This is a genomic window from Pseudomonas triticicola, from assembly GCF_019145375.1.
In the GTDB taxonomy this organism is placed as follows: domain Bacteria; phylum Pseudomonadota; class Gammaproteobacteria; order Pseudomonadales; family Pseudomonadaceae; genus Aquipseudomonas; species Aquipseudomonas triticicola.
The window spans coordinates 4667212-4687203 of the sequence record NZ_JAHSTX010000001.1; the positions used below are offsets into that span (position 1 = coordinate 4667212).

Genomic DNA, 19992 nt, shown 5'->3' on the forward strand with positions numbered 1-19992 from the left:
GGGGCGTTTGGCGGATCAGCTTTCCAGCCAGACGTCCCGCGCCCAGTGCCACACCGATTCCCAGGTTTCTTCAGCAATCAGTTCTTCTTCGGCCTGCCACAGCACCACGGTGCCGTCTTCTTCGACACAATAGTAGTCATCGCCGTCCTGACAGATCGGGATCAAGCTGCGATCAACACCCACATCCCATGCATTGGCTGCCACATCCGGCAGGTAGGTGTGCGATTGCGGATCAGTGACGGTCACCGGCTCGAGACTGCCATAGACCACATCGCTGACGGTCAGCAAAAATTCTTTGAAGACGAATGGAATGTCGATGAACAGTTGTTCTTCGATTTCCACCAGCAGGTCTTCGTCAGGCAACTCCAAAGGAACCGGTACGGGTTCATTGGCTTCGCGCAGTTGTTCGATGATTTCTTCCACGTCCGGGATCCTCTTGCTGAATGGCGCGGTTTATATGGGCCGGTTTATACAGTAGCTCGCTATAGATGCAACCGTGAAATGAAAAACCCCGGCCGAGGCCGGGGTTCTGTTACCGCAAGTGAAGCGCAGCAGGGATCAGCCGTTCTGGCGGATACCGGCGACCAGCCAAGGCTGGTTGTCGCCCTGCGGACGTTCCATGTTCCAGCTTTCGCTGAACACTTCGCCCTGGTCGAAACGCGAGGTTTTCGACACGCCGGTGAAGGTCAGGGTGGCGATGGTCTTGTCGGCACGATCGTCGACGCCGTCCAGCTGTACCTGCAGGTTGTCGATGTAGGTCGACTGGAAGCCGTCGCCCAGATCCGCACGCTCACGCTTGAGGAACTCAAGCATTTGCGGGGTCACGAACTCGGCGATCTTGTCCATTTCGTTGGCGTCCCAGTGCTGCTGCAGCGACTGGAAGTGGCTGCGCGCAGCTTCAAGGAAGCGCTGTTCGTTGAACCAGGCCGGTGCATTGATCACCGGACGGGCAGCAGCCGGAGCGGCCGAACCACCGAAGATCGAACCCATGGCGGCAGGCTTCTGCTCGAACACTTCACGCTGCATCGGCGCGCCGGCCGGAGCGAATTGCTCCTGCTGCTTGCGACGACGGGCGGCGATGAAGCGGAAGATCACGAACGCGATCAGGGCCATGATCAGGATGTCGAAGATCTGCATGCCCTGGAAGCCGTCGCCCATGAACATCGATGCGAGCAGGCCGCCGGCGGCGATGCCCGCCAGCGGGCCGAGCCAGCGCGAAGCACCGCCGGCCTTGGCCGCGGCGCCAGCAGCACCGGCAGCGCCAGCGGTCGCTGCTGCGCCGCCCACGCCTGGAGAAGAAGGAGCCATCTGGCTGGTCTGGTGCGTCGGCGCAGCGCCGGCGCTTTTGCCACCACCAAAGCGCTTGGCGTTGGCGTCGAGGCTCATCGTCAGGCCGATGCACAACGCCATGGCGATGCTAAGAAAACGTTTCATAAAGGGTATTCCCGTTTTGTGGAGACACGCGCGCCATGTTGCACAGCTGAAGTGTTACTGGCTAGCGAGAGAGTGTTTCGGGCTTTTGCCTGACAGGTCGCGTTCAGCTTGGCGAGGCAATCAGCCGATGTACTTTTGTCTGTAGGAAAAGGCGATAGGTTCAGAGGGATTGATGCACTTGCGCCGCATAACCTGTGGGAGCGAGCAGGCTCGCTCCCACATGGGTTCAGTGCCGGTGGTTAGATCGCTTCCAGCTTGGCATAGCCGAGCATCAGCCACTTGCTGCCTTCGCTGAAGTTCACCTGCACCCGGGCCTGGGCGCCGGAACCTTCGAAGTTGAGGATCACCCCTTCGCCGAAGATCGAGTGACGTACGGCCTGACCGAGCACAAAACCGGTTTCCGGAATCTCGCTGCCGCTGAACAGGCTGCTGCCGCTCATCGACTGGTTGCCGCCAAACGGTCGGCTGACGCTGTTGGACAGGCGCACTTCCTGAATCAGGCCTTTGGGCACTTCGCGGACGAAACGCGACACCTTGTTGTAGGTCTCGCTGCCGTACAGGCGCCGGGTTTCCGCGTAGGTCATGACCAGATTCTGCATCGCCCGGGTGATACCGACGTAAGCCAGACGCCGTTCCTCTTCAAGACGTCCCGGTTCTTCCAGGCTCATCTTGTGCGGGAACAGGCCTTCTTCCATGCCCACGAGGAACACATAAGGGAATTCCAGACCTTTGGCGCTGTGCAGGGTCATCAGCTGAACGCTGTCTTCGTGCTCGTCGGCCTGAGTGTCGCCGGCCTCCAGCGATGCGTGGCCGAGGAACGCCGCCAGTGGCGTCAGTTCTTCGTCCTCTTCGGTGTTCTCGAAGTTGCGCGCGGCGCTGACCAGTTCCTCAAGGTTTTCCACCCGGGCCTGGCCTTTTTCGCCTTTTTCCGCTTCGTGATAAGCGATCAGGCCGGATTGCTCGATGACGGTTTGCGTCATCAGGTGCAGCGGCATCTCGGCGCACTTGGCGGCGAGGTTCTCGATCAGTTCGATAAACGCACCGAGCGCACTCGCGGCGCGACCGGTCAGGCCTTTGTTGGCCACCAGTAGGCGCATCGCTTCCCACATCGACACGTCGCTGTGCCGCGCATGCTCGCGGATCGCTTCGACGGTTTTCTCGCCGATGCCCCGGGCCGGTACGTTGATCACCCGCTCCAGCGCCGCGTCGTTGCCGCGACCCTCAAGCAAGCGCAGGTAGGCCATGGCGTTCTTGATCTCCGCGCGTTCGAAGAAGCGCTGACCGCCATAGATGCGGTACGGGATGCGCTCGCGCAGCAGGGCTTCTTCAAGCACCCGCGACTGGGCGTTGGAGCGGTACAGAATGGCGATATCGCTACGGGCCAGACCGGTTTTCAGCGCGCTTTCGATGGTTTCCACCACGTAACGCGCTTCGTCGTGCTCGTTGAACGCGGCGTACAGATTGATCGCTTCGCCGTCGCCACCGTCGGTCCACAGTTCTTTACCGAGACGCCCGGTGTTGTTGGCGATCAGCGCGTTGGCGGCTTTGAGGATGCCGGCGGTGGAGCGGTAGTTCTGCTCCAGACGAATCGTCTCGGAGTCCGGGAAGTCGGAAGAGTACTGATGGATGTTCTCGATCTTCGCCCCGCGCCAGCCGTAAATCGACTGGTCGTCGTCGCCGACCACCATCAGGCTGTCGCCACCCTTGCCGAGCAGGCGCAACCAGGCGTACTGCACGGCGTTGGTGTCCTGGAACTCGTCGACCAGAATATGCCGGAAGCGCTTTTGGTAGTGCGCCAGCAGACCCGGGTGATCACGCCACAGATCGAGGGCGCGCAGCAGCAGTTCGGAGAAATCGATCACGCCAGCCCGCAGGCACGCCGCCTCGTAGGCTTCGTAGATGCCGCGCATGGTGGCCAGGAACAGGTCGCCGCTGGCCTGAATGTGTTGCGGCCGCAGACCTTCGTCTTTCTGGCCGTTGATGAACCACTGCGCCTGTCGCGCCGGCCAGCGTTGCTCGTCCAGGCCCAGCTCGCGGATCACCCGCTTGACCAGACGCTGCTGGTCATCGCTGTCGAGAATCTGGAAGGTCTGGCTCAGGCCCGCCTCCTGCCAGTGCGCCCGCAGCAAGCGGTGCGCGAGGCCGTGGAAGGTGCCGACCCACATGCCGGCCGGGTTGATGCCCAGCAACTGCTCGATGCGATGGCGCATCTCGGCAGCGGCCTTGTTGGTGAAGGTCACCGACAGGATGGAGTGAGGCGAGGCGTTTTCGACCTGGATCAACCAGGCGATACGGTGCACCAGCACTCGGGTTTTACCGGAACCGGCGCCGGCCAGGACCAACTGACGGCCAACGGGGGCTGCTACGGCCTGGCGTTGGGCATCGTTGAGGGAGTTCAGCAGAAGGGAGAGATCATCGCGCATCGGGGCATTCTAGGGTGCGCCGCAGGCCCGGGCAAACCGTGCGTTGCATTAGCCGATGAAAGTGCTGCCGATGACGACCGGTCGGTCACTGGCTGCAGGCTTCGGCCCGTCTCGCCTGAGGGGTTGCAGCGGTGCGCAAGCGGCGGAAAATTTCCCCGCAATTGTGATCCGCAGCAGTTTGGCATCGGGATCGGCTTGTGTATGCTCCGTGCACGTTTCGGGCGCACGCCCTCCTTATAAGAACAAGAACGTTGCCCATGATCCTCAGCGCCGAACTGTCGGGGCCCTCCGTGGACCCCCGGGTGATCCGCAAGCACTATGCCGTCGAAATGGCGGTGGAGCGCACGCGTCTGCTGTATCAGGGCTCGTTGTTGCCCACGCTGTTCATGTTGATCAATGGTCTGGTCTGCGCCGCTCTGCTCTGGAGCCCGCAGCGCTACTTCGTGGTCAGCGTCTGGCTGGTATGGCTGCTGTCGCTGGTCGCGCTGCGGGTGATTCAGGTGGCCGCATTCGATTCGGCGATTCCCGATCGTCAGGCCCAGCCGATCTGGTTCCGCATGTTCCTGCTCGGTTCGACCATGACCGGTCTGACGCTGGCCGGAGCCGGCATCGCTCTGGTACCCGCTGACAACTTCATGCAGCAAGCCTGGGTGTTCGGCCTGATCGGCGCGGCAACGCTGTCGGCCAGCGTCGCCTACGCGGTGAGCCTGCCGGCGTTCCTGTCGTTTACCTTGCCGTGCCTGCTGCCAGCGATCGGCTACCTGTTCTGGGGCGGCGACGATCAGGCACGGGGCTGGGGCTGGCTGGGGTTGATCCTGCTTGGCTCGCTGAGCGTGGTGGCGTGGCAGGTCAATCGGCTGATCGATCGCGGATTGCTCCGGCGTTTTCAGAATCAGCACCTGATCGAGCATTTGCGGCAAGCGCAAACGCGCAGCGAACAACTCAATCAGGAGCTGGGCAAAGAGATCGAACAGCGCCGATGTGCCGAGGCGCAATTGCGTGAAGCGCAGGTCGATCTGGAAGATCGCGTGGCCCAGCGCAGCCGCGAACTGGATGCCGCCAATCAGGCCCTGAGCAAAAGCGAAGCGCGCCTGGCGCTGGCGCTCAAGGCCAGTGAACTCGGATTGTGGGACTGGAACCTGCAGACCGACGAGGTCCATCACACGCAGATTCAGGAACTGTTCGGCCTCGCCCCGGAATACGTCACGGCGCTGCTGCGCGACCTCAAGCCGCGACTGCATCCTGAAGATGTGCCGTCACTCAAGTTCGCCCTGGTCGAGCATCTGAAGGGGCGCACCGAGGATTATCAGGTCGAATATCGCCTGCGCCACGGCGACGGTCACTGGGTGTGGATCGAGGACCGTGGCCGCGCCGTAGAGCGCAGCGCCAACGGCCGGGTGATCCGCATGGTCGGCACTCGCCGCGATATCAGCGCCAGTAAAAGTCTCGAAGAACAGCAACGACTGGCGGCCACGGTGTTTGAAGCGGCCAGCGAAGGCATCGTGATTCTCGACCCGGATTACGCGCTGATCGCGATCAACCAAGCTTTCAGCCGGGTCACCGGTTACGAGATCGACGACATGCTCGGGCGCAACGTCGTCGAGTTGCCGTGCAGCCGCGATGCCCGTCGTCACTATGTGGCGATCCGTCATGCGCTGGAGCAGCACGGCAGTTGGCAGGGCGAACTCGTGGAAACCCGCAAGAACGGCGAGCTGTATCCGCAGTGGCTGCAACTCAATGCCGTGCGTGATAGCCGTGGCAATGTCAGCCATATCGTCGGCTTCTTCGCCGATCTCTCGGCGCGGCGGGAGTCGGAAGAGCGCATGCGCTATCTGAGCCATTACGACGAACTCACCGGACTGGCCAACCGTTCGCTGTTTCGCGAACGCCTGCACGAAGCCCATCAAAGGGTTCGGCAAGGTGGGCGGCGCAGTCTGGCCTTGCTGCACATCAATCTCGATCGCTTCAAGTTGCTCAATGACAGCCTTGGCCATGAAGTCGCCGATCAGTTGCTGCAGAAGATGGCGCGGCGGCTGGTCAATGCCTTGCCGGAAGCCGACACCATTGCGCGCTTGTCGGGAGACGAATTTGCCGTGCTGTTCGATGCCTACGGCAATCTGTCGAGCCTGGCTCGGGTGGCGACGCGGTTGTCGGCCAAGCTGCGGTTGCCGCTGAGCGTCGACGGGCATGAACTGGTGGTCAGCGCTTCGATGGGCATCAGCCTGTTGCCCGACAATGCGCGGGAAATCTCGGCGCTGGTCAGCCAGTCGAACATGGCCATGCAACATGCCAAGCATCTGGGCGGCAACAACTTCCAGTTCTACACCGACAGCCTGCAAGCCAGCACCCTCGAGCGTTTGCAGTTGGAAAACCACCTGCGCCGAGCCATTGAAGAACAACAACTGACGGTGTTCTACCAACCGAAACTGTGCCTGCAAACCGGCCGCATGAATGCCGCTGAAGCGTTGGTGCGCTGGGATCATCCGAGTATGGGCCAGGTGCCTCCGGCGGATTTCATTGGCCTGGCTGAAGAGACCGGTCTGATCGGGCCGATCGGTGAATTCGTTTTGCGTCAGGCGTGCTGGCAAGCGTGCGAATGGCAGCGCCAGGGCCTGGCGCCGATCCGCGTGTCGGTGAACCTGTCGGTGCATCAGCTGCGCCAGGGCAAGCTGGTCAGTCTGGTCCGGCAGGTGCTGGAAGAAACCGGGCTGGCGCCGCGCTACCTCGAGCTGGAGCTGACCGAAAGTCATTTGCTCGACAGCGTCGAGCACATCATTGCGACGTTCCAGCAACTGCGCGATCTGGGGGTGAAATTGGCGATCGATGATTTCGGTACCGGGTATTCGTCGTTGAGTTATCTCAAGCGCATCCCGGTGGATTACGTGAAGATCGATCAGGCGTTCATTCGCGGCTTGAGCGAGGGCAGTGCGGACGCGGCGATCACTCGCGCGATCATCGCCATGGCCCACGGACTGGCCCTGAAAGTCGTGGCCGAGGGCGTCGAGCGTGAGGATCAGCTGGCATTTCTGCGCGCCGAACACTGCGACGAGGTGCAAGGTTATCTGATCAGCCGGCCGGTAGACGCTGCTTGTCTGGCCGGGCTTTTGCTTGATCAGAAAAACCCGCAGTAAGGGCTACATGCTCCTCAGCGTGCCTGACGCCGGGACATCGAGTTACGCATTGAGCAGGCAAAATGCCCATTCATGTAGTATAACTACAAGCTTGCTACATCCTTGCCCACAAGAAGAGTCCAGCCCCTTGAATCTGCTGCAACACATCGCCCAGTCACGTCACCTGTTACGCAAGTCGGAGCTCAAGGTCGCCGACCACGTGCTGCTTGACCCTGCGGCAGTGATGCACAGTTCCATGGCCGACCTGGCTCACAGCGTCGGCATCAGCGAGCCGACCATCGTGCGTTTCTGCCGCGCGATCGGTTGTTCCGGCTTTCAGGATCTCAAACTGAAACTGGCGCAAAGCCTGGCCGCCGGCGCCAGCTTCGGCCAGTTCGCGATCCACGAAGATGACTCCGTCGCCGACTACAGCCTGAAGATTTTCGACACCACGCTGCACACCCTGATGGAAGTGCGCGAGAAGCTCGACCCGGTCGAGTTGCAGCGCGCGGTGACGCTGATGTCGCAGGCGCAGCGTGTCGAGTTCTACGGCTTCGGGGCCTCGGGCGCGGTGGCGGCGGATGCGCAGCACAAGTTCTTCCGTTTGCTGCTGACTGCGGCGGCGTATTCCGATCCGCACATGCAGGCGATGTCGGCGGTGACGTTGAAGCCTACCGATGTGGCGATCTGTATTTCCCAGTCGGGGCGTTCCAAGGACTTGCTGATCACCGCCAACCTCGTTCGCGAGAGCGGGGCGTCGTTGATCACCCTGTGTCCGAGCCAGACGCCGTTGGCCGAACTGTCGACCGTCAATCTGGCGATCGATGTGCACGAAGACACCGAGATCTACACGCCGCTGACCTCTCGTATCGCGCACCTGGTGGTGATCGATGTGCTGGCGATGGGCGTGGCCATGGCGCGCGGGCCGAGCCTGGTCAATCACCTCAAGAGCGTGAAGCGCAGTCTGCGCAGTCTGCGCTTGTCTCCAAAAGCCGTGAAAGCCCTGGATGATTGAGCAAGGTCGTTCCGACCTTGTTCGCGAGCAGGCTCGCTCCCACAGGGGATCTTCTGAGAACATAAATTCTGGGTCATAACGGGATCAAATGTGGGAGCGAGCCTGCTCGCGAAAGCGTCTTCAACAACAGCACACCCCTGCGCACATTTCATCACATTGTCATCCCCGCGCAGCCAAACCGTCATCCCCCACGCCTATCGTGAAACTCCCGTACTCGCCCTGGGAGACTCGAAATGGCTCAGCCCTACGAAGAACGCAACAGCGCCGCGAAAACCCGTCGTCAGCAGGAAGACCAGCGCCGCATGGAATTTCGCCGCGCAATCGAGGATCGCTTCGAACTTCGCCAGCTTCAGGCCGAGATCGGCGATTTTCCCGAGATCACGCACTGGCAGGCGACGCCCGCAGCTTCCCGTCGAAACGCTCAACCAACGCAATAATCTGCGCCCGCTCGCTGCGGATAAACGCCAGGAAGGCGTGCGCCACCGGTGACAGCCGCTTGGCTTTGGCCTGCACCAGACACCAGCTGCGCAGCAGCGGCAACTCTTCGACCGGCAGCTCGACCAGGCCGCCGGTCGCCAGCTCCAGGTTCAGGGCGTGGCGCGTCAGCAGCGCCAGGCCCAGACCCGCCACCACGCATTCGCGCTGGGCTTCGGCCGAGGCTACCTCCTGGGTCTGGGTGAAGTGCACGCGCTTTTCCTTGAAGTATTCCTCGCAGGCCAGACGTGTGCCCGAGCCCGGCTCGCGGATCAGCAGCGTATACGGTTCCAGATCCTGCAAGCGCAGCGGGCCCATGTGCGCCAGCGGGTGATCCGGGCGCGCCACGGCGACAATCGGATTGTTGAGGAACGGCAGGAATTCCAGGCCCATGTCCTGCGGCACCATCGACATGATCACCAGATCATCGCGGTTGTCCGAGAGGCGGCGGATGACCTGGCCACGGTTGACCACGGTCAACTGCAAATTGACTTCCGGATGCTGGCGCTTGAACGCAGCAAACAGATGCGGCACGAAATATTTGGCGCTCGATTCCACTGCCAGTTTCAGTTGACCCTGCAGCGAACCCTGCATGTCCGACAGTTGCATATCGAGGTTTTCCAATCGCCCGAAAATGTCGCGGCTGGCACGTTGCAGCGCTTCCGCCGCCTCGGTCATGTAAAGTTTTTTGCCGACATAGTCGAACAGCGGCTGGCCAATCAGCTCTTCCAACTGCCGAATCTGTAGGCTCACCGCCGGTTGTGTGAGGGACATTTCCTCGGCGGCGCGGCTGTAGGAGCGTAAATCACACACCTCATTGAAGATCTGCAACTGACGCAATGTCATACGCATCAATGACTTACGCATTTTATTCAGGCTCTGACGGAATACGGATGCTTCGACTATAAGTGTTTACTTATGCCTGACCCAATTTTTATTCATTTTTGTTAATCCCTCAGCAGCGCTAGTGTGGACCTGCGACTGAATTGAAACATTTGGTCACGCGTCGACCTAGCTCCAGCAGGTCGTGGTGCCACCGGCTCAAGGGAATTTCCAAGTGATAAAAAAGATCCTGATCGCCAACCGTGGTGAGATTGCCGTACGCATCGTACGAGCCTGCGCCGAAATGGGCATTCGCTCGGTTGCGATTTTCTCCGACGCCGATCGCCATGCCTTGCATGTGAAGCGCGCGGACGAGGCCCACAGCGTCGGTGCCGAGCCTTTGGCCGGCTACCTGAACCCGCGCAAGCTGGTGAACCTGGCCGTGGAGACCGGCTGCGATGCGCTGCACCCCGGCTACGGCTTCCTGTCGGAAAACGCCGAGCTGGCGGAAATCTGCGCCGAGCGCGGAATCAAATTCATCGGCCCGTCGGCGGAAGTCATCCGGCGCATGGGCGACAAGACTGAAGCGCGGCGCAGCATGATCAAGGCCGGCGTGCCAGTGACGCCAGGTACTGAGGGCAATGTCTCCGGCATCGAAGAAGCCTTGGTCGAAGGTGACCGCATCGGTTACCCGGTAATGCTCAAGGCCACCTCCGGTGGTGGCGGACGCGGTATCCGTCGCTGCAACAGCCGCGAAGAACTCGAACAGAACTTCCCTCGTGTCATCTCCGAAGCCACCAAGGCGTTCGGTTCGGCGGAAGTGTTCCTGGAAAAATGCATCGTCAATCCCAAGCACATCGAAGCGCAGATCCTTGGCGACAGCTTTGGCAACGTCGTGCACCTGTTCGAGCGTGACTGCTCGATCCAGCGCCGCAATCAGAAGCTGATCGAGATCGCGCCCAGCCCGCAGCTGACCCCGGAACAACGCGCCTACATCGGCGACCTGTCGGTGCGTGCGGCCAAGGCTGTGGGTTACGAGAACGCCGGTACCGTGGAGTTCCTGCTCGCCGAGGGCGAGGTGTACTTCATGGAAATGAACACGCGGGTGCAGGTGGAACACACCATCACCGAAGAAATCACCGGCATCGACATCGTCCGCGAGCAGATTCGCATCGCTTCCGGCCTGCCGCTATCAGTGAAGCAGGAAGACATCCAGCACCGTGGCTTTGCGTTGCAGTTCCGTATCAACGCCGAAGACCCGAAGAACAACTTCCTGCCGAGTTTCGGCAAGATCACCCGTTACTACGCCCCCGGCGGCCCGGGCGTGCGCACCGACACGGCGATCTACACCGGTTACACCATTCCACCGTTCTACGACTCGATGTGCCTGAAACTGGTGGTTTGGGCACTGACCTGGGAAGAGGCGATGGACCGTGGCCTGCGCGCCCTCGACGACATGCGTCTGCAGGGCGTGAAGACCACCGCCGCCTACTACCAGGAAATCCTGCGCAACCCGGAATTCCGTAGCGGCCAGTTCAACACCAGCTTCGTTGAAAGCCACCCGGAACTGACCAACTACTCGATCAAGCGCAAACCCGAAGAGCTGGCCCTGGCCATCGCCGCCGCCATCGCCGCCCACGCAGGCCTATGAATGAAGCAGCTGCGAGCTTTCAGCTGCAAGCGGCAAGTAAAAGCAGATTGGCTTTTCTTGCAGCTCGTAGCTTGAAGCTTGCCGCTATGAGGAGATACCAATGACTAAGAAGATCTTCGTTACCGACACCATCCTGCGCGACGCTCACCAATCGCTGCTCGCCACCCGCATGCGCACCGAAGACATGCTGCCGATCTGCGACAAGCTCGACAAGGTCGGCTACTGGTCGCTGGAATGCTGGGGCGGCGCGACGTTCGACGCCTGTGTGCGCTTTCTCAAGGAAGACCCGTGGGAGCGCCTGCGCCAACTGCGTGCGGCGTTGCCCAACACCCGTCTGCAAATGCTCCTGCGCGGGCAGAATCTGCTCGGCTATCGCCACTACAGCGATGACGTGGTCAAAGCGTTCGTCGCCAAGGCAGCGGTGAACGGCATCGACGTGTTCCGCATCTTCGATGCGATGAACGATGTGCGTAACCTGCGCGTGGCCATCGAAGCGGTGAAGGCTGCCGGTAAACACGCACAGGGCACCATCGCCTATACCACCAGTCCGGTGCACACCATCGATGCTTTCGTCACCCAGGCCAAGCAAATGGAGTCCATGGGCTGCGACTCGGTGGCGATCAAGGACATGGCCGGTCTGCTGACTCCATACGCCACCGGTGAACTGGTGCGCGCGTTGAAAGCCGAGCAGTCGCTGCCGGTGTTCATCCACTCCCACGACACCGCTGGCCTGGCCGCCATGTGCCAGCTCAAGGCGATCGAAAATGGCGCCGACCACATCGACACCGCAATCTCCAGCTTCGCCTCGGGCACCAGCCACCCGGGCACCGAATCAATGGTCGCCGCGCTGAAGGGCACCGAGTACGACACCGGCCTGAATCTGGAGCTGCTCCAGGAAATCGGCCTGTACTTCTATGCCGTGCGCAAGAAGTACCACCAGTTCGAAAGCGAATTCACCGCCGTCGACACCCGTGTGCAGGTCAACCAGGTGCCGGGCGGGATGATCTCCAACCTCGCCAACCAGTTGAAAGAGCAGGGCGCTCTGAACCGCATGAGCGAAGTGCTCGCAGAAATCCCGCGCGTGCGTGAAGACCTCGGCTTCCCGCCGCTGGTGACCCCAACCTCGCAAATCGTCGGCACCCAGGCGTTCTTCAACGTGCTGGCCGGCGAGCGCTACAAGACCATCACCAACGAAGTGAAGCTGTATCTGCAGGGCGGCTACGGCAAGGCACCGGGCGTGGTCAATGAAAAACTGCGGCGTCAGGCGATCGGCAGCGAAGACGTCATCGACGTGCGCCCGGCCGATCTGCTCAAGCCGGAAATGACCAAGTTGCGTGCCGATATCGGCGCACTGGCCAAGTCCGAAGAAGACGTACTCACCTTCGCCATGTTCCCCGACATCGGCCGCAAGTTTCTCGAAGAACGCGCCGCCGGCACTCTTACGCCGGAAGTGCTTTTGCCGATCCCGGAAGCGGGCGCCGTTGCCTCGGCGGGCGGCGAAGGCGTGCCGACCGAGTTCGTCATCGACGTCCACGGCGAAACCTATCGCGTCGATATCACTGGTGTCGGCGTCAAGGCTGAAGGCAAGCGCCACTTCTATCTTTCCATCGACGGCATGCCGGAAGAAGTGGTGTTCGAACCGCTCAACGAATTCGTCGGTGGTGGCAGCAGCAAACGCAAACAGGCCTCGGCGCCGGGCCACGTCAGCACCACCATGCCCGGCAACATCGTCGATGTGCTGGTCAAGGAGGGCGACACCGTTAAGGCTGGCCAGGCGGTACTGATCACCGAAGCGATGAAGATGGAGACCGAAGTCCAGGCTGCCATTGCCGGCAAGGTCACCGCTATTCATGTGGCCAAGGGCGACCGGGTCAACCCGGGCGAAATCCTCATCGAGATCGAAGGCTGAGATAACAGTCGCGATCCAACGCTTTAAACCTCGGGGGGGCATGTGCTCCCCTTTTTTTTGCCTGTGATTTTCGACCTTGTCAGGTCATTGCCAAGGATCACATGTGGGAGCGAGCCTGCTCGCGAATGCGCCAGGTCAGCCAAAAGCATCTTTGAATGATGCACCGCTTTCGCGAGCAGGCTCGCTCCCACAGAGGCGTGCTTACTCCATCAGAACGCCATGCGCCATTGACCCGCTACGCCATACGTTCGGCTGTCATTACCCAGCTCACCCGTTAAGCCCACGCCCAATGTGTGCGCCGCCGAAAGACCAAGATCGAGCCCCGCATCCACCGAGAGGCTGTTCCGATCCAGTGCCGCCCCGGTCACTTCAAAGCGCTTGCCGCCCTTGCGCAGTTGCTGGCGGGTGTCGCTGTCGACCTCGCCGAAGGTATGTTTCCAGCCTGCGCTCAAGCGCGGGGTCAAATACATGCCGTTATCCAGCGTATTGATCTGCGCAAGCCGCAGGCCAAAGGTGCTGCTGAAGTTGTCGCGAGTCTGCCCGAAGACTTTCAGTGCCGCATCGCCGCCCTTTTCGTTGTAGCTGTCGCGTTGATAACGCTGGTAGCCGAGGCTGGCGAAGGGTTCGAGGGTAAGGTTGTCGCGGCCCAAATTGAACCCGGCTTCGGCGAATGCCTGTTGAGTATGGGCGTCGTAGTTGCCCTTGAGACGATCGCTGAAACCCTTGAATGCGACCCGCCGTGTGCTGCTGCCGTCATGGCTGGCGTAGGTCGCGCCGAGGCGCAGTGACAGCGGGCCATCCTGACGCATGGCGTAGGCGCCGAAGTGCCAGCTGTCGAGGTCGCCGTCGTACTGGCGGGCATCGAATTTCGTCTGCGATTTGCCGCCAATCAGGCCGACATGCCAGTGCTCGTCGAGTCGCCAGTCAGCGCCCACGACCAGCCCTTGCGTAGCATGTTGGAGGATGCCGTCAGCGTCGCGATCAACCTTGCCGCCGTGGCCCAACGCCTGAATCCACACCCGCCCGGAGTCTTCGCTGCCTGCGGCCTGACGCGGTGAACTGCGCGAGCCGTAGGTCAAGGCGGAATGATTGTCCAGCTGCCGCATTGCCGAAAGCATGCTCGTACTGACCGGCGTGATACTGCTCAGCGTGGCTTTGGCGAGGTTGGCGTTGCTGGCGGCGGCAAGTTGATCGAGGGCGATGGGCGCGGTGGTTTTATCGCTGGTCAGCAGTGCGGCGACCGCTGCGTTGATCGGCCTTGTGGGCCCGGACGCGGACCGTGGGATAACTGCGCTGGTTTGTGAAGTCACGATTGTGTTTGATGTAGATGATTCCACCGAAATGGCGTCTTCAGCCTGGGTCGCAACCGAGGCCGGGGCTGGCGATGCTGCTGGGATTGCATCTGCTCTTGAGGCTGGAGCGGGCGTTTGCATCGTAGGCGTTGATATTGGTGCAGCGGGGGATCCTGGTGTTTCAGGCTCGATGATACTTTCGCCAAGTGAACCCCCGTTTTCTGAAGTGGCGAGATTTTGAATCGGTTCACCATTACGAGCGTAAGTCAGCCCAACCGATTTCTTGTTGTATTGAGCCGTGGCCGTCATATACGCCAGATCGTTCTCGATCCTGCCGAATTCGCCTTTCACCTCACGGGCTTCGATGATTTTGTATTGGCTGCTCTGCGGATATTCACCCGCCGCGACGACTTTCAGGGTGGCGCCGTCAAGCTGAGCTGTGCCATCGACCTTGATCGTCTGACCACCAGCGGGAGTGACCTCGTAAGCCAATTCGGCACCAGGCGCCAAGTGCAAATTACCCTTCACTCGCGGTGCGCCAAGCGCTGCATTGACGGTGAGCAGCCCACCTACCTCAAGATTTCCCAGCGTGCCTTTACCGGCGAAACTGCCGCCATTCTGGACATACACATCACCCTTGATGCTGCCGAGGTTGGTCAACGCTCCACCGCTGTTGACCAGAACACCTTCATGGAAATCGCCTTTGGAGCTCAGCGTCCAGTTGCCTTGGGCCACGAATAACCCATTGAAGTTGCGCGTGTCGTTCAACGTGCCGCCATCCGCAGCATTAAGGAACAACACATTATCGCCCTTGCCGCCATCCAGCCGACCCGTGAAGCTTGCGCCGTCGGTTAGGGTAATCAAGTCGTTGACGTCAGTCCCTTTGAACAAGGTTTCCGGTGTCGTAAAGGTTATCGGTACCGTGCTCGCGTCGGTGAGAAAACCCTGTAGCCGTTCCATCGCCTGTTGCTTGGGGTTGGTTTCGGGCTGCTCCGTCGTTTCCATGCTTGGGGGCTGCTCTATTGCTTCAGTGGATTGCTCGGCGTTAGCCAGCGCTACGCCACCCATTGCCAATGAAATAGCCAGAGCCAAGTGTTTTGGTGCGAATAGGTGTTGAGTGGGCATCAAGTCCGACCTCCTTATCGAGAAGACCCAACTCTATTGCTGCCTGAAAAAAACCGATGTCGGCCGCTTCCCACATCCACGCAGGCGACATCGGATCGTTGTGTAGAAAATCCTCACTGGTTTCCACAAATCACAGCTTTTGCGCAGTGGTGGCTGTTCTTTTTCCTACGGCTTTCTACCGTTGAAGAACCTTAACCAGCGGCAAGTCAGACGCTTAACTGCATTAATTTGCGTTCAGACGACCACATGGGAATGCTAATCTGCATTTTGTTGCAGATATTCCGGCGCGTGAAACTGCTTGGATGCACTATATTGCATGCATTAACAATTCTTTCTCGCTGAGCTGCATTTAAATGCATACGGAATCAACATGTACAACCTGACACTCCAGATCTTCACCGCCGGGCAATGGCACGACGCGATGATTCTTGACTTCGATGATCCGGAAAAAGGCTTCGAAAGCCGCTGCAGTTTTGGCTATGAAGCGGACTATCTGGTGGAAAACATCGAGTTGATCGGGTCGCCTTTTTCCCAAGCCGTGAGTGCCCTGTATCCGCTGGATTGGGAAGGTCGGCGCGCGAAGACACCAGCCTTTGTCCACGACATCGCACCGGCAGGGGCAGCGAGGCGGTTTCTGCTCGCCCGCCTGGGTCAGGAAAGACCCGCCGAGATCAGCGCCGATCTGTTTCTGCTGGGTCGCAGTACACCGGCTCCCATTGGCAACATGCGAATAAAGGAATCGGCGGAAGCAGTCGATGAGAGGAAGCCGATCGGATTCAAGCGCGAGGAGGTCATTGGCCGCGACAACCGCTTTCTTGAATATGCCTACGAGCTAGGCGCGGCCATCGGTGGCGCGACAGGGGCAGGTGGGGAAGCTCCGAAGCTATTACTGGCAGAGAACAGCGCCGGGCTTCTGTATCCCGATGCGGTATTGGACGATGAAGAAGTGCGACAGCACTGGTTCGTGAAATTCGCCAGAAACAGGGGCGGGCAGACCGACCAGGACATCCTGCGCAGCGAATTCCATTACTACAAAGCGCTGCAAACATTGGGCATCGAAACGGTCGCGGCAGAAGGCCTGGCCTTGGAAGAGGCGAACAAACCGAGTTTGTGGATGCGGCGTTTTGATCGACAAGTGAAAGATGGGGCGGTGTCGCGCTTTGCCGTCGAATCGATTTATTCGCTGGCTGAAGTGACGACGCCAGGCAGCGCCATGAATCATCTGGAAGTGATCCGCATGCTCGCCGGGCTCTGGCGCAAAGCGGGTCAGGCCAGCCAGATTGCCGGCCTCGTCGCCGATTATCTGCGTCGCGACCTGATCAATAAAATCCTCGGAAACTCAGATAACCACGGTCGTAACACGGCGATCATCCGGCAAGAGAACGCTTTCCAGCTCGCGCCGATTTATGACCTCGCCCCGATGGTCATGGATGACGAAGGCGTGACTCGTACGACCAAATGGCCAAGAGAATTGGAGCGGGCGGGCGATGTCGATTGGCGAGGTGTCTGCCGCGTATTGGCCGATAGCGCAGATCCGCACGATTCGTTGGCGGGGCTGGATGCCCCGGCGCTGTTCGAAGGCCTGCGCGCGGATGCCCACCGTCTGGCCGCACTGCCGGATATTCTTGCCGCCAGCGGTTTGCCCGCCAGAACCATGAATCACCCGAGCGTTCATCTGAAAAACCTCGAGCAACGTTTGAAAGAGTGGGACCTGCAATGAGTCTGACCGTCCTCGAGCGCACGGCGCTCATCGAAAGCATTCAGCAATCATTGGCCGAAGGCACTCTGGAAATCGGTGACGCCGTGCGCCGTTTACGGGTCGAAGTCACCGGTCTGCATCAGTCCCAGTTCGCGAAGATGTGCAAGATTTCAGTGCGCACGCTGGTGCATATCGAACATGGCGAAGGCAATCAGACCCTGAAGTCGCTGAACGCGGTGTTCCGCCCATTCGGCATGAAAATGGGCGTTGTGCGAATACGCCGGGACAACGCTTGATACCTTCGCGGCTGTTTAGCCACGCCGCACATACGCCTTGCCGTAATGCCGCTCCATCCGTGCCTGAATCAGCTCCAGCCCGATCGACATCAGCCAGTAGATGATCGCCGCCGTGGTGAGCATTTCGATGTAGCGATAGCTCGAGCGCCCGTATGACTGGGCGAGAAACATCACTTCCCAGACGCCCATTACCGAGATCAGCGACGAGTCCTTGAGCATCGAGATGAACTGGTTGGTGGTCGGCGGGATGATGGTGCGCATGGCCTGGGGCAGGGTGATGCGCCAGAAGATCACGCTTTCGCGCAGGCCCAGCGCCAGGGATGCTTCGCGTTGGCCGTGATCGACGCCGAGAATCCCGGCGCGGAAGATTTCGCTCAGGTAGGCGCCGTAATTCAGCGACAGGGCAATGATGCCGGCAACGATGGCGCCGGGCACGATGCCCAGTTGCGGCAGGCCGAGGTAGATCAGCAGGATTTGGATCAGCAGTGGCGTGCCACGGAAGAACGAGGTGTAGAAACTGGCGATGCCAAATGCCACGGCGCTGTTCGACAGGCGCGCCAGCGCGGTGATGAAACCCAGCAGCGACGAGGCGATGATCGAGCAGGCGCAGAGAAACAGGGTCAGCGCTGCGCCTTGCAGGAAGCCGTTAGGCGCCAGCTTCAGGCCAACGAGGTTGGGCAGCTTGTCGAGGATGATCGCGAGCTTCAGGTCGAAGCTGAGGAAGAATCCGGCGAACAGGCAGAACAGCGCCGCCCACGTCAGGTACAGGCGCGTGCGGAAACCAAAGAGCTTTTGCAGGCGTGTTTCAGCCACCGGTTGCGGTGGCTGTGGCGGGGTCGGAAAGGAAGTCATTGGCTGATATCGGCGCCGATCCATTTTTGCGACAGCTTGCTCAGGGTGCCGTCCTGTTTCAGTTGTGCGAACACCTCGCGTACCTTGGCGTCCCACTGCGGGTCACCCTTTTCGATGGCCACGGAGTTGGGTTCCGAGTACAGCGGTTCGCCGGCCAGTTTGAAGCGCTGGTCCTGGTTCAGGCGCGGCTGCGCGGTGACCAGATTGGTGAGGATCGCATCCAGGCGCACGCCGGCGCCCAGGCCCAGATCCTGGAAGGCGACGTTGTCGGTGTCGTACGGAGCGATCTGCACATCCTCGAACGGATACTGCAACTGCGAATCCTCGGCGCCTTCGATGACCAGGTTCTTGTTCAGATAACTTTCGTAGCTGGAGGCGCTGGTCAGGCCGACCTTTTTGCCGCTCAGGTCCTTGGCGCTGTGGATGCGCTCGTCCTTGGCATTGACCACGATTACCGCTGGCGAGGCGTAGTACTCGACCGGGAAGTCGAACACTTCTGCGCGGGCCTTGCTCGGGGTCATCGAGCAGATGCAGATGTCGTAGCGCCCGCTCCAGCGGCCGGCGGCGATCACGTCCCAGGACGGCGTTTCGAGACGCAGTTTGACGCCAAGCTTGTCCGCCACCGCTTTGGCAACGTCTACATCGAAACCGTCGAGTTGATTCTGCTCATTGAGAAACGAGAAGGGCGGATAGCTTTCCATGAGCACGCCGACCAGCTCTTTTTTCTGCTCGACGCGGTCCAGCGTCGCGCCGCCGAAGGCTTGGGTGGAGGCCAGAATGGTCAGGCCCAGGGCCAATAGCGGTTGGAGTTTCACAGTCGCTTCCTGTTGAAAAAAGAGGTTGTTATTAACTGAGTGGTGCGTATTAAATAGTTATAAGAACGACTCTGATAGTGAGTTATTTTCATAAGCATATGAGTGAAAAGCATATGGGCGCAGCGAACAGGGTTATTCTCGACGGCGGCATGGGACGCGAGTTGCAACGCGCCGGCGCGCCGTTTCGCCAACCGGAGTGGTCGGCACTGGCGCTGAGTGAAGCGCCGCAGGCGGTCGAGGCGGTGCATGCCGCTTACATCAACAGCGGCGCGGACGTGATCACCAGCAACAGTTACGCGGTGGTGCCGTTTCACATTGGCGAAGCGCGCTTTGCGGCTGAAGGCCAGGCGCTTGCGGCACTGGCGGGGGAGTTGGCGCGGCGGGCGGTGCAGGCATCCGGCAAGTCAGTGCGTGTTGCCGGTTCGTTGCCGCCGCTGTTTGGTTCGTATCGTCCGGATCTGTTCGAAGCGGATCGCGTGAGCGAGCTGCTGACGCCGCTGATCAATGGGCTGGCCTCGCATGTTGATCTGTGGCTGGCGGAAACCCAGAGTTCGATTATCGAGGCGCGGGCCATTCACGCCGGGTTGCCGAAGGACGGCAAACCGTTCTGGCTGTCGTTCACCCTCAAGGATGAAGACACCGATGAAGTGCCACGCCTGCGCTCCGGTGAGCCGGTAGCCGAAGCGGCTGCGCTGGCGGCTGAACTCGGCGTCGAGACCCTGCTGTTCAACTGCAGTCAGCCCGAAGTGATTGGCGCGGCCATCGACGCGACGCGCGCAACCTTTGAGCGTCTCGGCGTCACGATCAATATCGGCGCGTATGCCAACGCGTTTCCTCCGCAACCGAAAGAAGCCACGGCCAACGACGGGCTCGACCCGTTGCGTGACGATCTCGATCCGCCGGGGTATCTGCACTGGGCGCTGGACTGGCAACAGCGCGGCGCCAGTCATCTGGGTGGTTGCTGCGGGATCGGGCCAGAGCACATTGCGGTGCTGGCGCAGAAGCTGCGTCGTTAAGCCAGACTTCGCCAATTGTGGGAGCGAGCCTGCTCGCGAAAGCGGTCAGTCAGTCAATA

The 19992-nt window shown here is 60.4% G+C and carries 15 protein-coding genes; 8 read left to right on the forward strand and 7 right to left on the reverse strand.

The features are described from left to right. Positions 1-15 precede the first annotated feature (15 nt). The 3 genes from KVG85_RS20560 to uvrD form a co-directional block, all read right to left on the reverse strand. Positions 16-423 carry an SMI1/KNR4 family protein gene (locus tag KVG85_RS20560; protein WP_038359443.1) on the reverse strand — a complete coding sequence of 136 codons (408 nt, stop codon included), beginning with the start codon at positions 421-423 and terminating at the stop codon, positions 16-18. 135 nt (positions 424-558) lie between these two features. Next, positions 559-1434, reverse strand: a complete 876-nt coding sequence (locus tag KVG85_RS20565) for a Tim44 domain-containing protein (protein WP_122506273.1) — start codon at positions 1432-1434, stop codon at positions 559-561. Between the two features lie 239 nt (positions 1435-1673). Further along, positions 1674-3857 (reverse strand): DNA helicase II, encoded by a 2184-nt coding sequence (gene uvrD / locus KVG85_RS20570; RefSeq protein ID WP_016772450.1) that lies wholly within the window; start codon positions 3855-3857, stop codon positions 1674-1676. Positions 3858-4114: 257 nt separating this feature from the next. Between uvrD and KVG85_RS20575 the strand changes: the two genes are divergently transcribed. The 3 genes from KVG85_RS20575 to KVG85_RS20585 all read left to right on the forward strand — a co-directional run bounded on the left by KVG85_RS20575 (position 4115) and on the right by KVG85_RS20585 (position 8419). Further along, positions 4115-6988 (forward strand): GGDEF domain-containing phosphodiesterase, encoded by a 2874-nt coding sequence (locus KVG85_RS20575; RefSeq protein ID WP_217864819.1) that lies wholly within the window; start codon positions 4115-4117, stop codon positions 6986-6988. Between the two features lie 127 nt (positions 6989-7115). Beyond that, positions 7116-7982 carry a transcriptional regulator HexR gene (hexR, locus tag KVG85_RS20580; RefSeq protein ID WP_007962240.1) on the forward strand — a complete coding sequence of 289 codons (867 nt, stop codon included), beginning with the start codon at positions 7116-7118 and terminating at the stop codon, positions 7980-7982. 233 nt (positions 7983-8215) lie between these two features. Beyond that, entirely contained in the window at positions 8216-8419 is a 204-nt protein-coding gene (locus tag KVG85_RS20585) for a PA3496 family putative envelope integrity protein (RefSeq protein WP_081932351.1), read from the forward strand. Here KVG85_RS20585 and KVG85_RS20590 read toward each other — a convergent pair. After that, positions 8361-9323, reverse strand: a complete 963-nt coding sequence (locus KVG85_RS20590) for a LysR family transcriptional regulator (RefSeq protein WP_122612790.1) — start codon at positions 9321-9323, stop codon at positions 8361-8363. The two genes, KVG85_RS20585 and KVG85_RS20590, sit on opposite strands and share 59 nt — an antisense overlap. Positions 9324-9513: 190 nt before the next feature. Between KVG85_RS20590 and KVG85_RS20595 the strand changes: the two genes are divergently transcribed. Together KVG85_RS20595 and oadA are read left to right on the forward strand one after the other, a co-directional pair. Beyond that, a complete protein-coding gene (locus KVG85_RS20595) occupies positions 9514-10929 on the forward strand; it encodes an acetyl-CoA carboxylase biotin carboxylase subunit (protein ID WP_024014853.1) in 1416 nt (471 codons plus the stop codon). Positions 10930-11029: 100 nt separating this feature from the next. After that, a complete protein-coding gene (gene oadA, locus KVG85_RS20600) occupies positions 11030-12838 on the forward strand; it encodes a sodium-extruding oxaloacetate decarboxylase subunit alpha (RefSeq protein WP_133335561.1) in 1809 nt (602 codons plus the stop codon). Positions 12839-13047: 209 nt separating this feature from the next. On the opposite strand, the gene KVG85_RS20605 is transcribed toward oadA, so the two are convergent. Continuing rightward, the gene (locus KVG85_RS20605; protein ID WP_217864820.1) at positions 13048-15255 is read right to left on the reverse strand and encodes an autotransporter family protein; all 2208 of its coding nucleotides are present in this window, start codon (positions 15253-15255) and stop codon (positions 13048-13050) included. Between the two features lie 370 nt (positions 15256-15625). On the opposite strand from KVG85_RS20605, the gene KVG85_RS20610 reads away from it, so the two are divergent. Then, complete coding sequence (locus KVG85_RS20610; protein WP_217864821.1) at positions 15626-16975, forward strand: HipA domain-containing protein; 1350 nt, start codon at positions 15626-15628, stop codon at positions 16973-16975. Continuing rightward, the gene (locus KVG85_RS20615; RefSeq protein WP_217864822.1) at positions 16972-17250 is read left to right on the forward strand and encodes a helix-turn-helix domain-containing protein; all 279 of its coding nucleotides are present in this window, start codon (positions 16972-16974) and stop codon (positions 17248-17250) included. The genes KVG85_RS20610 and KVG85_RS20615 overlap by 4 nt, the downstream gene beginning before the upstream one ends. Positions 17251-17265: 15 nt before the next feature. Here the strand turns inward: KVG85_RS20615 and KVG85_RS20620 are convergent, their stop codons facing one another. Together KVG85_RS20620 and KVG85_RS20625 are read right to left on the reverse strand one after the other, a co-directional pair. Next, positions 17266-18102 (reverse strand): amino acid ABC transporter permease, encoded by an 837-nt coding sequence (locus tag KVG85_RS20620; protein ID WP_217864823.1) that lies wholly within the window; start codon positions 18100-18102, stop codon positions 17266-17268. Next, positions 18099-18917 carry an ABC transporter substrate-binding protein gene (locus KVG85_RS20625; protein ID WP_217864824.1) on the reverse strand — a complete coding sequence of 273 codons (819 nt, stop codon included), beginning with the start codon at positions 18915-18917 and terminating at the stop codon, positions 18099-18101. The genes KVG85_RS20620 and KVG85_RS20625 overlap by 4 nt, the downstream gene beginning before the upstream one ends. A gap of 113 nt (positions 18918-19030) precedes the next feature. Between KVG85_RS20625 and KVG85_RS20630 the strand changes: the two genes are divergently transcribed. Continuing rightward, on the forward strand, positions 19031-19933 hold the full coding sequence (locus KVG85_RS20630; protein ID WP_217864825.1) for a homocysteine S-methyltransferase family protein: 903 nt from the start codon (positions 19031-19033) through the stop codon (positions 19931-19933). Positions 19934-19992 lie beyond the last annotated feature (59 nt).

Bases quoted from the DNA above. Each gene is read 5' to 3' on its own strand.
- KVG85_RS20575 (WP_217864819.1), top strand. From the start codon at position 4,115: ATGATCCTCAGCGCCGAACTGTCGGGGCCCTCCGTGGACCCCCGGGTG.
- KVG85_RS20620 (WP_217864823.1), bottom strand. From the start codon at position 18,102: ATGACTTCCTTTCCGACCCCGCCACAGCCACCGCAACCGGTGGCTGAA.
- KVG85_RS20630 (WP_217864825.1), top strand. From the start codon at position 19,031: ATGGGCGCAGCGAACAGGGTTATTCTCGACGGCGGCATGGGACGCGAG.
- oadA (WP_133335561.1), top strand. From the start codon at position 11,030: ATGACTAAGAAGATCTTCGTTACCGACACCATCCTGCGCGACGCTCAC.
- KVG85_RS20610 (WP_217864821.1), top strand. From the start codon at position 15,626: ATGTACAACCTGACACTCCAGATCTTCACCGCCGGGCAATGGCACGAC.
- KVG85_RS20590 (WP_122612790.1), bottom strand. From the start codon at position 9,323: ATGCGTAAGTCATTGATGCGTATGACATTGCGTCAGTTGCAGATCTTC.
- uvrD (WP_016772450.1), bottom strand. From the start codon at position 3,857: ATGCGCGATGATCTCTCCCTTCTGCTGAACTCCCTCAACGATGCCCAA.
- KVG85_RS20615 (WP_217864822.1), top strand. From the start codon at position 16,972: ATGAGTCTGACCGTCCTCGAGCGCACGGCGCTCATCGAAAGCATTCAG.
- KVG85_RS20585 (WP_081932351.1), top strand. From the start codon at position 8,216: ATGGCTCAGCCCTACGAAGAACGCAACAGCGCCGCGAAAACCCGTCGT.
- KVG85_RS20565 (WP_122506273.1), bottom strand. From the start codon at position 1,434: ATGAAACGTTTTCTTAGCATCGCCATGGCGTTGTGCATCGGCCTGACG.
- KVG85_RS20605 (WP_217864820.1), bottom strand. From the start codon at position 15,255: ATGCCCACTCAACACCTATTCGCACCAAAACACTTGGCTCTGGCTATT.